At 37.7% G+C, this 15,789-nt stretch carries 9 protein-coding genes and 1 pseudogene; 2 read left to right on the forward strand and 8 right to left on the reverse strand.

The features are described from left to right. Window positions 1-37: 37 nt before the first annotated feature. From GEZ85_RS03365 to GEZ85_RS03395, 7 genes are all read right to left on the reverse strand, one after another. Window positions 38-4,759, reverse strand: a complete 4,722-nt coding sequence (locus GEZ85_RS03365; protein WP_153209428.1) for a S8 family serine peptidase — start codon at window positions 4,757-4,759, stop codon at window positions 38-40. Window positions 4,760-4,966: 207 nt separating this feature from the next. After that, the gene (gene pgdA / locus GEZ85_RS03370; protein WP_153209426.1) at window positions 4,967-6,358 is read right to left on the reverse strand and encodes a peptidoglycan-N-acetylglucosamine deacetylase PgdA; all 1,392 of its coding nucleotides are present in this window, start codon (window positions 6,356-6,358) and stop codon (window positions 4,967-4,969) included. A gap of 135 nt (window positions 6,359-6,493) precedes the next feature. After that, a complete protein-coding gene (gene ezrA / locus GEZ85_RS03375) occupies window positions 6,494-8,221 on the reverse strand; it encodes a septation ring formation regulator EzrA (RefSeq protein WP_153209424.1) in 1,728 nt (575 codons plus the stop codon). An 81-nt stretch (window positions 8,222-8,302) separates the two neighbouring features. Next, window positions 8,303-10,249, reverse strand: coding sequence for a DNA topoisomerase (ATP-hydrolyzing) subunit B (gene gyrB / locus GEZ85_RS03380; RefSeq protein WP_153209423.1), 1,947 nt, complete (start codon window positions 10,247-10,249; stop codon window positions 8,303-8,305). 14 nt (window positions 10,250-10,263) lie between these two features. Continuing rightward, window positions 10,264-10,827, reverse strand: coding sequence for an HAD family hydrolase (locus tag GEZ85_RS03385; protein ID WP_194251506.1), 564 nt, complete (start codon window positions 10,825-10,827; stop codon window positions 10,264-10,266). A gap of 371 nt (window positions 10,828-11,198) precedes the next feature. Next, window positions 11,199-11,933: an amino acid ABC transporter ATP-binding protein gene (locus GEZ85_RS03390; RefSeq protein WP_000140954.1), complete on the reverse strand. Its 735-nt coding sequence runs from the start codon at window positions 11,931-11,933 to the stop codon at window positions 11,199-11,201. After that, a complete protein-coding gene (locus GEZ85_RS03395) occupies window positions 11,933-12,616 on the reverse strand; it encodes an amino acid ABC transporter permease (protein ID WP_033676806.1) in 684 nt (227 codons plus the stop codon). The genes GEZ85_RS03390 and GEZ85_RS03395 overlap by 1 nt, the downstream gene beginning before the upstream one ends. A 190-nt stretch (window positions 12,617-12,806) precedes the next feature. Here GEZ85_RS03395 and GEZ85_RS03400 point away from each other — a divergent pair, with 190 nt between their 5' ends. Together GEZ85_RS03400 and GEZ85_RS03405 are read left to right on the forward strand one after the other, a co-directional pair. Continuing rightward, entirely contained in the window at window positions 12,807-13,037 is a 231-nt protein-coding gene (locus tag GEZ85_RS03400; protein WP_000443570.1) for a DUF1797 family protein, read from the forward strand. 230 nt (window positions 13,038-13,267) lie between these two features. Next, window positions 13,268-15,525: pseudogene (locus tag GEZ85_RS03405) on the forward strand (ATP-dependent Clp protease ATP-binding subunit). Window positions 15,526-15,628: 103 nt separating this feature from the next. Here GEZ85_RS03405 and GEZ85_RS03410 read toward each other — a convergent pair. Next, a partial coding sequence (locus GEZ85_RS03410; protein WP_153209420.1) for an IS3 family transposase occupies window positions 15,629-15,789 on the reverse strand: 161 nt, incomplete at its 5' end.

Raw genomic sequence — 15,789 nt, forward strand, 5'->3', positions numbered from 1 at the left:
TGTAAATCAAAAACTATAGAAAGATGTATAGTATACTCTACTCACTTTTTGAGAAAGTTGCAAGTCCGATCACTGACAACAAGAGAGAAATTCCTGAAATACTTAGAATAATAGAAATCATGTTATTCTCACCAGTGGCTGGTAATTGTTTTCCTTCTTTGTTGACTGTAACTAAAAGCACTTTTTGACCACTTCCAGCTAGTGTTTTATTCTCATGCTTAGCTTCTATATTGGAATGATGTATTACAATTGATGTAGCTTTCTCAATTTTATCATTGCTAATTGAAGGCTTGATAGTTGAGACTTGTCTATTGTGACTTACTAATTTAACAGGTTTCACTTGAAAAACCGGCTTAACTGGTGCAACTGGTTTGGTTGGAATCTCTACTTTATTAGCCTTAAGTTTTACAGCCGTCTCTTTTAGAGCATTGATTACTGCATTAATTTCTTCTTGACTAGCTTCTGCATTTTCCAAAAGTAGCTTAGCTTTGTTGAAAATAAGATTATATGCATCTTTCTCCTCTTTACCAGCTGTCAAAAATCTTGGATCTTTGTCTTGGAACTTCACTTCATCCACGATAACATTTTTTAGGCTCATGAAATCTGTTTCTTTCCCATTCAGCTGGTCTTGTGCTTTCAAGAAAGCGGTCAATAGACGGTCGATTTCATCTTGAGTTATCAAATCTTTTGTAATTAATAATGCCAAGAGTTTAAATTCACGATCATATTGACCTTTGAGTTCTTGATTAGAATTTATATATTTACCTTTTTTAACTGTCTCAGCATATGCTTTAATAGCATTCTTCAATGATGTGATATCAGATTCCTTACCATCCAATGTTTGCATAGCAGACTCTAAAGCCTTAACAATTTGGTCAATTTTATCTTGGTTAAGTTTACTTCCCAATGCTAGTTGCGCATCTTTGACACTTTGATCAAAAATCTCTTTTAACTTCTGTTTTGTATTATAATATCTCGGAGTTTTAACTACTTCCATTTGTTTATTTAAAGCTGCAATCAAAGCTAACTTAGAAACAACTGAAAGTGACAAAACATTATTTTTACCAAACAGAACTTTAAATGGTTGAAGATTATCAAGTAATTCATAACCGTTGGATAGATTTACAAGAACCTTATATTCACCAGTAACCACTTTCTTACCGTAAGAATGTTTACCATATGTTTCAGCTGGCAAGACTTGACTCTGACCGTCTTCACCTACTAAAGTAATCGTTGTAGTTCCAGGAACAGCTTGATTAAAGCCAACCGTTACTGGGGCATATTTCATTTTGTTAGCCAAGAAGGTAATAGTTTGAAAACTATTTTCTTTCGTTAAATCAAATTCCTTAGATAGAGCACTCACAAATTTCAACTCTGTACGGTCATAGCTAAAAATTTCTGCAACATAATGCCCAAATTTCAAGAAATTAATATCTTTTGACTTATCAACGGTTACATATTGACCTTCGCTATTTTTAATGCGATAAACATAAGTTGTATCAATCTCATCCTTGGTTTTATTGTTTAGTATAGCAATTTTTACACGACCACTATTTTCTTCACCTACAAGATCTTTGAGAGATATAAAATCTACATTTCCCGCAAAGTCTTCTACATAATAGAAGATTTTCGATTTATCAACGTTCTTAGGAAGTGTATAACTACCATCTTCATTTTGTTTGATAATTTGATACTGTTCGATTTCTGAATCTGTCGCCTCTCTATTTTCAGAAGGACGAATATAAAAGACTTTTTCTAGAAGAATTCCACCATTTCCGACATCCTGAGGTTTGCGAGCTATAAATTGTTCTTGATCTTCTTGAGAACGAATATATCCCGAAGTAATCAGAGGTTTTTGTGTATCGATTTGAATTTTAAATGTTGTATATTGTTCCTCAGCTCCAGGGACATCTGGCTTATAACTAATAACATAGTCATAAATTCCATCAGAAACTCGATTTCCATTAGAATCCTGTCCTCCCCAAGCTGTTTTATCTACAATATAACTTCTTGGATTTCTAGTATCGCCATCAAAATAATTTTTTACAAGGTCTGTTGGACGACTTTGCCAAATAGGCTGACTGTGTGTTGTATCCGAAGAAGCATAAACTGTCGCACGAAGATTTACCAAGTTTCTATAGACAAGAGTTTTAAACTGAACAGAATCTTTATTACCATCCTCATTTGGCGAGATAGCAAGGCGGATGTTCCCCTTTTCATCTAATTGAAGATGGTATTTTCCTTCAGCATCTTGTTTCACTCCGAGTACAGTCACTCGATTTCCTTGACGCTCTGCTTTTAAAACATTTACATCATTTTCAGAACTTGTTAAATAAGTTGCATCGTCTGAAGGTGAAATTCCTGGATTATCTTTATCAATTTCAGAGTAAAATCCACTGTTTCCTTCCTTAATCAATTGATAAATTGGTTTTTCAATTGCAGGTAGATTTTGGAATTCTCCCTTAAATCCCATAAATGGTAAACCAATAACAGAACCATCATCTGCAGGATTGACAAATCTAACAAATCCTTCTAGAAAATATCCATTTGGCATTATTTTGCTAAGTTCTTCAGTAAACTTACTTGTATCTACACTAACTGTTACCGTCTTCGTACTATGAGCTTTCACAGTTACTTCAGGCCAAACTGTTTCAGTTAGTTTTCGTGGACGGAGAGTGAATTTCCCTTCTTCAACTTCGTCCGTATTTGTATTTACAATCATCTTCAATGTTTGGTCTTTATCCGAAATATTATGAATTGTAACTTCAAAGGTAAATTTATCACCAACATTGCCAAGAGTAACACTTGGATAGTTATTCGCACCTATTACAAATAAATCTGTGCTTGTTGCCGCCATCGTGTCAACTACGCCCGCACCTTGCTGACGTGGAGAAGTATAGGCTCCAGTTTGTTTATTAAAATGTGGTTTTGCAGTAGACATAATTAAAGCTTTTACAATCTCTGAAATTTGACTAGCTGATAATTCAGGATGTTTTTTCGCTAAATATTCTTTGACTAATGCTGCGACACCAGCTACATGAGGAGCCGCCATACTTGTTCCACTGATACTTCCATAGCTATTATCGTTAAATGATGAATAGATATTTCCACCAGGTGCAGTAACATCTGGTTTCAATTGTCCATCAGTTGTAACTCCCCAACTTGAAAAATCTGATAATTGGTCTGCAACGTCTGATTTACGATTATCCATCTTGTGATTAAAGACAATTTTATACTGACCAGACTTAAGAATTTCACCATAATGTTTTGAAATAAAGACAGATGGGATTTTCTTAGCATCACCTGTAACAGACATACTAACATTTGCACCTTCAACGTTGTTATAAATTAAAACTCCAGCTGCACCGTGTTTAAGAGCATTTTTAATCTTATCAGAAAAATTAATTTTACCACGTTGAATCAGTGCTAACTTGCCTCTTACATCAATATTAGCAAAATCTTCTTCACGACCAATACCTGCTGCTACATATTCGTATTCTTTCCCTTTTTCAAAATCTTTTTCTGTTTCAGGTCTATTAAAATCAAACTTACCATAATCAAGGGTAGCGTCATTTTCTAAACCTTTTACTTCAAAGACTTCAGTAGTTAGAATTTTATTATTAATCGAAGCAACAGAAATTGAATCTTCTACTGTAGAAGGATTTCCTACGAGACCATAATCAGGATTTGCTGCCAATGGTTGTGAAAAACCTCTACCGAAAGTATTACTATTACCAGCAGCAATAACAACAGATACTCCTTTAGCGCGTGCTCTTTTTACTGCATCAATGATATCTGAACCTGCATCTACCGTTGAACCCGCACCTGCACCCAAACTCATATTGATCACATCTGCACCTAGTGCAACTGCATCATCAATAGCTTTTACATAGAGGGCAGATGCTGTAGTTTTATCTCTGTCTGAAAAAACTCTCATAAACATAATTTGAGCTTCTGGCGCCACCCCATAAACCTTCTCAGAATTCGGGGCTTTATTAACAGGATTTCCAGCTACAATCCCAGTAACATGCATTCCATGAGACTCTTTTTCAGCTTCTTTTATATTATCAGTTCCATCAAAGTAATCATAAGCATATACTACTTTATCACTGTACCATTTCCCATAGTCAATACCAGCAGCCTTTTTAGCTTTTTCGATATCATCCTGATTTTTAAATTTCGCCTTTGACGGATCAGAAATACGCAAAACCTCATGATTCAAATCAAGACCTGAATCTATAACAGCGACTACAGTTCCTTGTCCTTTATGTCCTGCTTCCCAGGTTTTAGGGACAGTAATAATTTCATTACTGGAGATACTGTTTGGCTTTTCTTTATGTCCACCTTGAGATAACGACTGTGATTGGATGCTTTCTGAAGAAGAATTACTTTTCACTGCTGATTCTTCATTCTTCTCTTCACTTTTTATAGCAGTCGTTTCTTTCTGTATGGTTACATTCTTATCTGACTTATTATCTCTATATTCTATAGAATCATCTTGTTTTAATGACTCTGTCACTTCTGTTTTTTCCTTCGAAGAAGAATTTAGAGCATTCTTGTCAGCCGTGACTGGCGGTGCGAGCTTATTTGAATCATCTAATTTATTAGTCATTACAGCATGTGTAACTTGATTGGATGCTTCAAATTTTCCCTCATCGGCACTAACCTGTGCGAAAGCAAATCCGAATGCAAAGACCGTTAGCAGAAAAATCGTTGCTACTTGGTACTTTTTATGACAAAAATCTTTGCAATCTCCCATAAAATCACTCCTTTTTATTTAAATTAAAAGTATTATATACTAAATTATCAGAAAATTCTATCAAAAACTTATTTTGTAACAAAATTGTAATATTAACCAATCCTATCATGAGATTTAAACATAAAAAAATTTAGCCTCGATTAATACAAGACTAAATTTATTTATTGAAAAATTACTTACGATTTAATTAGTTATTAAGCAAAAATCTTACTGATCACGGTCATAGAATAGTTCATGTGCTTTTAATCGTGAACTAAGCATTTCAGGAACTGTGACAAAGTGATATCCTTGCTCTTTTAGATAATCTATAATCTTTGGTAAAGCATTCACTGTTTCAGCATGGATATCATGCATGAGAATAATAGAACCATTCTTGACTTCACGCTGAATTTCTGTCAAAATAGATGCTTCATTTTTACTCTTCCAGTCCAGACTATCTACATCCCACATAATAAAGCTCAAATCGAGGCTATTGCGAATATCGTCTGTAATGGCTCCATAAGGGGGACGCATAAGTTTAGAGCTAGAACCCAACACTTTAGTTAGTGCATCCTCAGTATCAGTAATTTGTTTTTTAGCTTCATCAAGAGAAAGTTTTGAAAGCACCGGATGACTCCAACTATGGTTTCCAATGACATGTCCATCCGATTTCATGCGTTTCAAAATCTCTTCATTGCCAGAAACATTCTTACCTAGTACAAAGAAAGTTGCCTTGATACCATACTTAGAAAGAGTATCTAATGCTTGATTTGTCGTTGCAGGATTCGGGCCATCATCAAAAGTCAAGGCCACTACTTTACGATTTTTCTTTTCATAATAAGCCTTATATAGTTCGGCATCCTTATCTAATAGATAAGAGGACTGAATGACCTCAAAGAAACTAGATACTGGCAAGGCAATCTCGTCTAGATTTTCCACTGTCTGACTTGGATAAAGGATAATCTGACTATCCTTGTAATCAAAATTCCATGCAGACAAGTCTTGGTCAGACAAGCCTTTAACAAGCTGCTCAATCTTTTCTTGTTCTAATTTCTTATCCTGTAAGAAAGAGGTGATTTCTTTTAACAGCTTCTCTTTAGCCTTACTAGCATCTGAAAATAGTTGATCAAGGGTAAAAGGTTTACCATCTTCTGTCAAATGTACTTTTGCCAGACTAGTTTTTTCAGTCTCTTCAACTTTTGACGAAGTTAAATCATAGACTTGTTTCATCACGCTTCGGTTGACAATCCCTTTTAAAGTCGAATCCTGTTTCTCCGTATAATAAAAAACCAGATTTTCCTTGTCTTCCAGATTTTCCTTAATATCCTGTATCATAATTTCTTGTACAGATGAAATCACTTGCTCCCCTTGGAGAGGATAATAGGCAATTACTTCTGCTTGTCCCTTACGAAAATGATCTTTCTGATTTCCCTCACTTAATTGATCATCTTTCTCTTTTTTGAGAGATTCAATCCTTTGTTCGAAACTTTGCTTTGCATATACTTTGTATCCAATCATTGAACCAAGGACACAAATACTTACTGAAAAGATAGCTACCAGGGCTATTAAACCGATTCTCTTTTTATCGTGCTCAACACGATTTGCTCTACTTTTATCCATAGAGATATCATATCAAATTCAGGCTATAATTTCAATGAGAAATAAGTACTATCACTCGTTTTGAACAAAAAAATAGACTCCATAATATCTATAGGGGATTTACCCACTACAAATATTACAGAGGCTTTTATTATGTTAGAAACGAATCGTCTCACGTGTTTTTTCATATGAAGTGACAAAACGGTTGGTTACACCTGGTTCTGCAACTTCCAAAGCTTGCGAAATCTTATCAAATGAAGCATGGTAATTAAATTCTTTTTCAAAAATTTCTAATGATTCATTAAAGGCTTCTTGAATTCGTTCATCAAATGAGCGGTAACGGTTCGAATACTGTAGTAATTGTTCTGTCAATGTTGCATATTGAACAATATTATAGGTTTCTTCTTCAAGTGCGTTCATATCATTTGTTGTAATTTCAAGCATCCGGTTCACAGCTTCGATATTGACCCGAGCTTCTTCTAGTTCAGCCATCAACTCTTCAGTATGGTTACTTGCTGTAAAGAACAACTGTAAGAAATTCTGAGGAATACCTGGAAGATTGCGTTTTTCCATATATCTCTTAATTGTGTGAAGACGATTAACATAAACATTTGCCTTCTGGCGAGCATTGATATCATCTTTTTCAATCTGAGCAAGGCGTTGACTAACCGCAACTTGTTCATCTTCAATTTCCTTCAAAGTAGCTTGTAAGTTTTCCAAACGATCTTCAAGGAATGAATAAGGCTCAGAATGTTCCTCTTGTTCAGAAGTTAATTCCAATACAGATTCTTCTAAAGATTCTAACTCAGCTTGTAATCTATGAACATGACTAACATCCGTTTCAGATAGTAGGTAATTGTTACTCAATCGTTGAATATCTTCCACTAAAACAGCATTACTATCTTTCATGTGTTTCAAATATGTAGGAAGGGTTGCAACTAAGCCTTCTACTACTTTTTGAGCAGCAATTTCTCGTGTAAAGATATCATAGAGTGTATTGATTTCTTCTTGAACTTGAGTATTTTCGTACTCAGCATTATCCAACTCTAATTGTGCAACATTTTCGTGGTTTTTCTTCAAAGCTTCATAAAGCAATTGGAAGCGAGATTCAATGTCCGTCTCAGCAAAATGATAGTTAGCATCTAAAAGCTTACGGTAACCATCCTCCAAATCTTCCAATTGATCAGGTAACTCTTTAGATAATGTTTTTACAATTGCTGGCAGGCGGTCAACAATATGACTCAAAGCCAAGATATGATTCTCAGCATTATCCAAAATCACAGCAGCTTCTACTGGGTCACCTGAGGTATTCAAAGTAACAAACTGAGAAAACTCTGATTGGATATTTTCCAATTGTTTTTCGATTTCAGATAAACCTTGGCCATATTCTTCAGAATGATCAGCAACTCGGTGTTGCAACTCTTCAAACAAGTCCAAGGTATGAAGAACACGTCCACTATTTTTAGACTCTTGTTTCTCCAAATCAGCCAAGGCATTGCGAATTGCCGCAATATCTTCTTCAATCAAGGTAATTTGGCTCTCGATTTGGTCAATTTGATGACTAGCCTTGAAAAAACGGAATGAATTGTTATAGCCTTCTGCCTCGAAAAGATTATTTTCGATATCGGCAAAAGAGTTAAGAGATAGGTCAACCCATTTTTGGTTCCATTCACGGAAAGTCACTTGACTTTGTCCAATCAAGTGCATATTTTTAACAGCTTCAACTTCATCATTAACTGGAAGATTGTACAGCTCTTCTTTTTTCTCTTCTAAAATTGCTAATTTACTTTCATTGCGTTTTCGTACGTAGATTGCGATAGCATAAGCAATCACTAAGAAAACTGCAACTGCAATTGCAAGATAAATTACTAGACTACCAGACATATTAAACTCCTTTTTTACTTGAAACAATCGTAATGATTATATCATATTTTTTAGACCAAGGGAACTACTTCTCCCGATTTTTTAGACATCAAGTGTACTATAGACAGCATTTTCTTCGATAAATTCACGACGAGGCTCTACTCGATCCCCCATCAACATATCAAAGATTTTATCTGCTTCTGCAGCATCGTCCACAGAAACTCTGGCCATTAAACGATGTTCGGGATCCATGGTTGTTTCCCACAACTGGTGATCATCCATCTCACCCAAACCTTTATAACGCTGAATGGTTGGTTTGGCACGTCCTTCGCTATGGCGGACCAAGGCTTCTTGGAGTTTAATTTCTTGATCTGCTCCTGGCTGGATATATTCTTTAATTTCGCTTCCAACCTTGACACCATAGATTGGAGGTTGGGCAATATAAACATAACCCGCTTCTAGGATTGGTTTCATATATCGATAAATCAAGGTTAAAAGGAGGGTACGAATGTGGGCTCCATCGACATCGGCATCGGTCATCAAAACGAGTTTTTGGTAACGGGCTTTTGAAACATCAAATTCTGCTCCAAATCCTGTTCCCATCGCTGTAAAAAGACTACGAATTTCTTCATTGGCAAGAATCTTATCCATGCTAGCTTTTTCAACATTCAAAATCTTACCGCGAATCGGAAGGATAGCCTGAAACTCACGGTTACGACCAGATTTGGCTGACCCACCAGCTGAGTCTCCTTCGACGATGAAGAGTTCTGTTTCAGCAGGATTGTTAGAAGAACAGTCTGCTAGTTTACCTGGAAGGTTGGAAATTTCCAAACCAGATTTTTTACGAGTGACTTCACGCGCACGCTTAGCCGCTACACGAGCCTTAGCAGCCAAAATCCCTTTTTCCACGATACGTTTGGCAATCTGTGGATTTTCCATAAGGAAATCAGAGAAGGCATCGCTGAAGAGGCGATTGGTAATCTTGACTACTTCGCTATTTCCCAGTTTGGTCTTGGTTTGTCCTTCAAACTGTGGATTCGGGTGTTTAACTGAGATAACTGCAGTTAATCCTTCTCGGACATCTTCCCCTGTCAGGTTGTCTTCATTATCTTTCAGCAACTTATTCTTACGAGCATAATCGTTAATAACACGAGTCAGTGCTGTACGGAAACCTTGCTCATGCGTTCCACCTTCATGGGTGTGAATGTTATTGGCGAAACTCATGACATTTTCATGGTAACCCGTTGTGTATTGCATAGCTACTTCGACTGTGATATCATCCATCTCACCATCGGTGTAGATTGGTGTATCAAAGATAACATCCTTGTTCTCATTGATATATTCAACGTAACTAGCAATCCCACCTTCATAATGATAATGTTTAGTTTGTTCTAGCCCCTCACGCTTATCAGTGATAGAGATTTGAAGACCGCGATTTAGAAAGGCTAACTCTTGAATCCGTTTATTTAATTTATCAAAATCAAAGGTTGTTGTTTCAGTGAAGATTTCTGGGTCCGGTGTGAAGTGAACTGTTGTTCCAGTTCTATCTGTATCCCCAACCACCTCAAGGTCTGCAACAACATGACCACGACGGTATTCTTGGTAATGAATTTTACCGTTTTTGTGGACATGAACGTCTAATTGAGTGGAAAGAGCATTGACGACTGATGACCCTACTCCATGAAGACCACCTGAAACTTTATAGCCGCCACCGCCAAACTTTCCTCCAGCGTGCAGAACAGTAAAGACAGTCTCAACGGCAGGTCGACCTGTTTTTTCCTGAATATCGACTGGAATACCGCGTCCATCATCGACAACAGTAATCGAATTATCTGGTTCAATAAAGACTTGAATATGGCTGGCAAATCCTGCCAAAGCTTCGTCAATTGAGTTATCAACGATTTCCCAGACTAGATGGTGAAGACCTTCTTTCGAGGTTGACCCGATATACATCCCTGGACGCATACGAACAGCCTCTAAGCCCTCTAAAACTTGAATTTGACTGGCATCATAATCTTGTGCCTGCAGATTTTTGATTTCTTCTGTCATCTTATTCCTTTTTCTTACATGTCTAATACTTGTCTTAAATTCACGATACTGGTAAACAAGTGGGTATCCAGTCCAGCAGCTTGCCCTGCTTCAATATCAATCGGCCGATCACCAATGACAAGACCAGAACTGATCTGATACTTTTCTCTTAAATAAATCATAGACTCAGGATTTGGCTTTCTCTTAAAACCTGAGCTAGAGGTCACTACTTCTGTAAAATAGGGTGCTATAGAAGTTTTTTCTAAAATTTCCAAGACCTGATCATTTCGATGAGAGACCAGAAAATGACGCCCACCTTGATTTGAAATGTCTTCCAATAAGTCAGAAACTCCTTCAAATAAAATAGGGTGTTCAAGTTCTCTGGCTTCATTTTCCTTGTATTTTTCTAAAAAATGCTCTAAGTTGGGAGCGAAAGTCTCAATCGCAAAATCAGTAGAAACCTTTAAAGCTTGATAGACACTGTCATGATCTTGTGTGATACCATACAGTGCCAATGTTTCAACAAATGCAGCTGTTGAAGTTTCATAATTATCGAGTAAAGTTCCACCTAAATCCCAGATGTAATCGTGATATTTCATAGCTTTCATTATACCATTTTTTCGTTAAAAAAGCGATGATTTCCCTGAGTTTTCCACATAAAAAATGCTCTATGATATTTATATAGGATAAATCTCTTATAGATCTTATGAAACCTATTTTCTTGTAGAAAAAAGTCCCATAAGATCTATAATGAAAAGCAACCAAACCATCATTAGAGAGAATCATATGGAACAATTATATTTTAACACAAAACTACTTGATATAAAAAATCCTAATATCCAATTTATGGATGTTATTAATAGGGGGTAACTTCTCAAAGTAACTTCCACTTGACTGGTATTGAGCCTAGCTTTTCATTAATCTCTATTTTATATGTAAAGTTGGCTACAAATAGCTAAACAAAGCTAACTTACAAAACCTTACTCAAGAAGTCTTTAGTCCGTTGTTCTTGGGTTTGTTCAAAAATCTGTTCAGGTGTCCCATCTTCAACAACCACACCATCTGCCATAAAGATGACACGGTCTGCCACCTCACGAGCAAATCCCATTTCATGTGTTACGATAACCATGGTCATTCCTGACTTGGCTAAGTCTTGCATAACAGCCAACACCTCACCTACCATTTCAGGGTCCAGGGCTGAAGTTGGCTCGTCAAAGAGCAAAACATCAGGTTCCATAGCTAAACCACGCGCAATAGCTATCCGCTGTTGCTGACCACCTGACAAACTCTGTGGGTAAGCATCTGCCTTATCTGGCAAACCAACTTTTTCCAAAAGTTCTTGGGCTCTCTTCTCAGCCACTGCCTTGCTCTCACCTTTGGTCTTGATAGGAGACAAGGTGATATTTTCCATCACAGTCATATTAGGAAAGAGGTTAAATTGTTGGAAAACCATCCCCATCTTCTCACGCATGGCAAACAGGTCATTCTTCTTGTCCGTAATATCGACTCCCTCAAAGATAACCTTCCCCTTGGTCGCTTCTTCCAACAAATTCATAGAACGAAGTAAGGTAGATTTCCCGCTCCCTGAAGGACCGATGATAACGACAACTTCTCCTCTTTTAATCTCGAGGTTGATGCCCTTCAATACTTCATTCTTTCCAAAGGATTTATGTAAATTTTCAATTTTTATCAAGGTTTCTGTCATTATTTTTTATCTCCTTGTCCCATACGTTTTTCAAAAGCTTTCAAGGCTACTGTCAAAATAGAGGTCATAATCAAGTAGTAAAAGGCTGCAAATAAAAGTGGTGTCAGAGGTAGATAGGTTGTTGTAGAAACTGTTGTAGCCCCATTCCACAACTCCATGACACCGATAGCTGATAAGAGGGAACTATCCTTGATAATAGTGATAAATTCGTTCCCCAATGCTGGCAAAATATTTTTGATAGCTTGTGGCAAAATCACATAGCGCATAGCATTTTTAGGACGAATCCCTAACGAATAAGCCGCTTCTAACTGACCTTTAGGAACCGCATTGATTCCGGCCCGAACAGTCTCAGAAACATAAGCACCACTGTTCATAGAAATAATCAAAATCCCTGGAATCAGACGAGAAAGATCAACACCCAAAATCCCAACCTGAATAGTCGGAGCATTGATATGCATAAGGGCAAAGGCAATCATAATCTGAACCATCATCGGCGTCCCGCGGAAAATCCAAACGTACAAGTTGGCGAGCCAGACAAGCGGTTTAAACTTTGAACGTTGTCCAAAAGCCAAGACAACACCCAAAATAGTCCCCAAAAAGACAACACAAATAGAAATGAGAACCGTCACGATAGCCCCATAGTTAAAATAAGGTAAATACTTAGGTAAAAAAGAAAAATTCATAGTCACACTGCTTTCTAAAATAGAATACTGTATGATTATAACATGTATTGAATTAAAATTCAAATCCTTTGTCTGATTTATTCAAAAAAACTTTAAGCTGGTAGAATTAGCGAGAAATCTTAGTTTTTTCTAGGCAAGTTGGCCTCCTTTATGGTAAAATAGTAACGATAAGAAATGAAGGAGAATCAAAATGGAATCACATTTGGTTAGAATCATCAACCGCCTTGAAGCAATGGCAAAAGACGGCGGAAATTTAAAACGTAATTTTGAACGCGAAGGAGTTGTTGTTGCAGAAGTTGCATACAGCCACGACGAAGAAAACGGCTCAATCTTTACCCTTCGTGATGTCGAAGCTCGCGAAACTTATACGTTTGACAGCATTGACTTGATTGCAATGGAGATTTACGAACTCCTTTACTAATACAAAACAAGCTGGGATTACACCCTGCATGTCTAACCAAAATCCTTTTTGTCTCACAAATAGGATTTTTTTATTCCCTAAAATCTCAAAAATTTTCATTGTAACAACTTCTCACAGCTGCAATCTTTTTACTTGCTTTACACCCCAATCCTGTTATAATGAGAGTATAGAAATTTGACTATTATTGACCTTTGGACAGGCCAAGCTAAAGAAAGAAATGAGGTAGATGTATGCTTTGTCAAAACTGTAAAATCAATGACTCAACAATTCATCTTTATACCAATCTCAATGGAAAGCAAAAACAAATTGACCTCTGTCAAAACTGCTATAAGATTATCAAGACAGATCCTAACAATAGCCTCTTTAAAGGTATTACGGATCTGAACAATCGTGACTTTGATCCCTTTGGTGATTTCTTCAATGACCTAAACAATTTTAGACCTTCTAACAACACTCCACCGACTCCCCCAACCCAATCAGGTGGAGGTTACGGTGGAAATGGCGGTTATGGTTCCCAAAATCGTGGACCTGCTCAAACTCCTCCACCAAGCCAAGAAAAAGGCCTGCTGGAAGAATTTGGTATCAACGTAACTGAAATTGCCCGTCGTGGAGATATTGACCCTGTTATTGGGCGCGACGATGAGATTATCCGTGTCATCGAAATTCTCAATCGCAGAACTAAGAATAATCCTGTTCTTATCGGTGAACCAGGTGTCGGAAAAACTGCCGTTGTCGAAGGTCTAGCTCAGAAAATCGTTGATGGCGATGTTCCCCATAAACTACAAGGCAAACAAGTCATCCGTCTGGATGTGGTTAGCCTAGTTCAAGGAACGGGCATCCGTGGACAATTTGAAGAACGCATGCAAAAACTCATGGAAGAAATTCGCAAACGTGAGGACATCATTCTCTTTATCGATGAAATCCATGAAATAGTCGGTGCGGGTTCTGCTGGCGATGGCAATATGATGCAGGAAATATCCTCAAGCCAGCCCTTGCTCGTGGTGAACTGCAACTGGTCGGTGCCACTACCCTCAATGAATATCGTATCATTGAAAAAGATGCTGCCCTAGAGCGTCGTATGCAGCCTGTCAAAGTCGATGAACCAACCGTGGAAGAAACAATCACTATCCTCAAAGGGATTCAAAAGAAATACGAAGACTACCACCACGTTCAGTATACCGATGCTGCAATTGAAGCAGCTGCAACTCTTTCCAATCGCTACATCCAAGATCGCTTCTTGCCTGACAAGGCCATCGACCTCCTAGATGAAGCTGGTTCTAAGATGAACTTGACCTTGAATTTTGTGGATCCTAAAGTAATTGATCAACGCTTGATTGAGGCTGAAAATCTTAAATCTCAAGCTACACGAGAGGAAGATTTTGAGAAGGCTGCCTACTTCCGCGACCAGATTGCCAAGTATAAGGAAATGCAAAAGAAAAAGGTCACAGACCAAGATACTCCTATCATCAGTGAGAAAACCATTGAGCACATTATCGAGCAGAAAACCAATATCCCTGTTGGCGATTTGAAAGAGAAAGAACAATCTCAACTCATCCATCTAGCCGAAGATCTCAAGTCTCATGTTATTGGACAAGATGATGCTGTCGATAAGATTGCCAAGGCTATTCGCCGGAATCGTGTCGGTCTCGGTACCCCTAACCGCCCAATCGGAAGCTTCCTCTTTGTCGGACCAACTGGGGTCGGTAAGACAGAACTTTCCAAACAATTAGCTATCGAACTCTTTGGTTCTGCTGATAGCATGATTCGCTTTGACATGAGCGAATACATGGAAAAACACAGCGTAGCTAAGTTGGTCGGTGCCCCTCCAGGTTATGTTGGCTACGATGAGGCTGGGCAATTAACTGAAAAAGTTCGCCGCAATCCGTATTCTCTTATTCTCTTGGATGAAGTAGAGAAAGCCCATCCAGATGTTATGCATATGTTCCTCCAGGTCTTGGACGATGGTCGTTTGACAGATGGGCAAGGACGTACCGTTAGCTTCAAGGATGCCATCATCATCATGACTTCAAATGCAGGTACAGGTAAGGCCGAAGCCAGCGTTGGTTTTGGGGCTGCTAGAGAAGGACGTACCAACTCTGTTCTCGGTGAACTCGGCAACTTCTTTAGCCCAGAGTTTATGAACCGTTTTGATGGCATTATCGAATTTAAGGCTCTCAGCAAGGACAACCTCCTTCAGATTGTCGAGCTCATGCTAGCAGATGTTAACAAACGTCTTTCTAGCAACAATATCCATCTCGATGTGACAGAGAAGGTCAAGGAAAAATTGGTTGACCTCGGCTATGATCCAAAAATGGGAGCACGCCCACTTCGTCGTACTATTCAAGACTATATTGAGGACGCAATCACTGACTACTACCTTGAAAACCCAAGTGAAAAAGAACTCAAGGCAGTTATGACCAGCAAGGGCAACATTCAAATCAAATCTGCCAAAAAAGCTGAAGTAAAGACTTCTGAAAAAGAAAAATAGATCCTATAGAAAAGAGCCTGAGACAAAATAGTTCTCAGCCACAAAAAAGCTAGAGATTTCCAATTGCGGAACTGTACTGACCCCAAAAAGTTAGACAATTAATTTATCCGAAGGATTTAGTTCTGTATTGTACAGGGCTAAGTCCTTTTAGTTTTACCTTAATTCGTTTGTTGTTGTAGTAATCGATATAGTCTATAATAGCTTGTTCCAATTGATTAAGTGATTTAAAGTTTTTCTCATGGCCATAAAACATTTCGGATTTTA

It is taken from the genome of Streptococcus mitis (assembly GCF_009496205.1).
GTDB lineage: Bacteria > Bacillota > Bacilli > Lactobacillales > Streptococcaceae > Streptococcus > Streptococcus mitis_BN.

Excerpts from the sequence above, each read along its gene's own strand:
- GEZ85_RS03365 (WP_153209428.1), bottom strand. The coding sequence starts at position 4,759 with ATGGGAGATTGCAAAGATTTTTGTCATAAAAAGTACCAAGTAGCAACG.
- pgdA (WP_153209426.1), bottom strand. The coding sequence starts at position 6,358 with ATGGATAAAAGTAGAGCAAATCGTGTTGAGCACGATAAAAAGAGAATC.
- ezrA (WP_153209424.1), bottom strand. The coding sequence starts at position 8,221 with ATGTCTGGTAGTCTAGTAATTTATCTTGCAATTGCAGTTGCAGTTTTC.
- gyrB (WP_153209423.1), bottom strand. The coding sequence starts at position 10,249 with ATGACAGAAGAAATCAAAAATCTGCAGGCACAAGATTATGATGCCAGT.
- GEZ85_RS03385 (WP_194251506.1), bottom strand. The coding sequence starts at position 10,827 with ATGAAATATCACGATTACATCTGGGATTTAGGTGGAACTTTACTCGAT.
- GEZ85_RS03390 (WP_000140954.1), bottom strand. The coding sequence starts at position 11,933 with ATGACAGAAACCTTGATAAAAATTGAAAATTTACATAAATCCTTTGGA.
- GEZ85_RS03395 (WP_033676806.1), bottom strand. The coding sequence starts at position 12,616 with ATGAATTTTTCTTTTTTACCTAAGTATTTACCTTATTTTAACTATGGG.
- GEZ85_RS03400 (WP_000443570.1), top strand. The coding sequence starts at position 12,807 with ATGGAATCACATTTGGTTAGAATCATCAACCGCCTTGAAGCAATGGCA.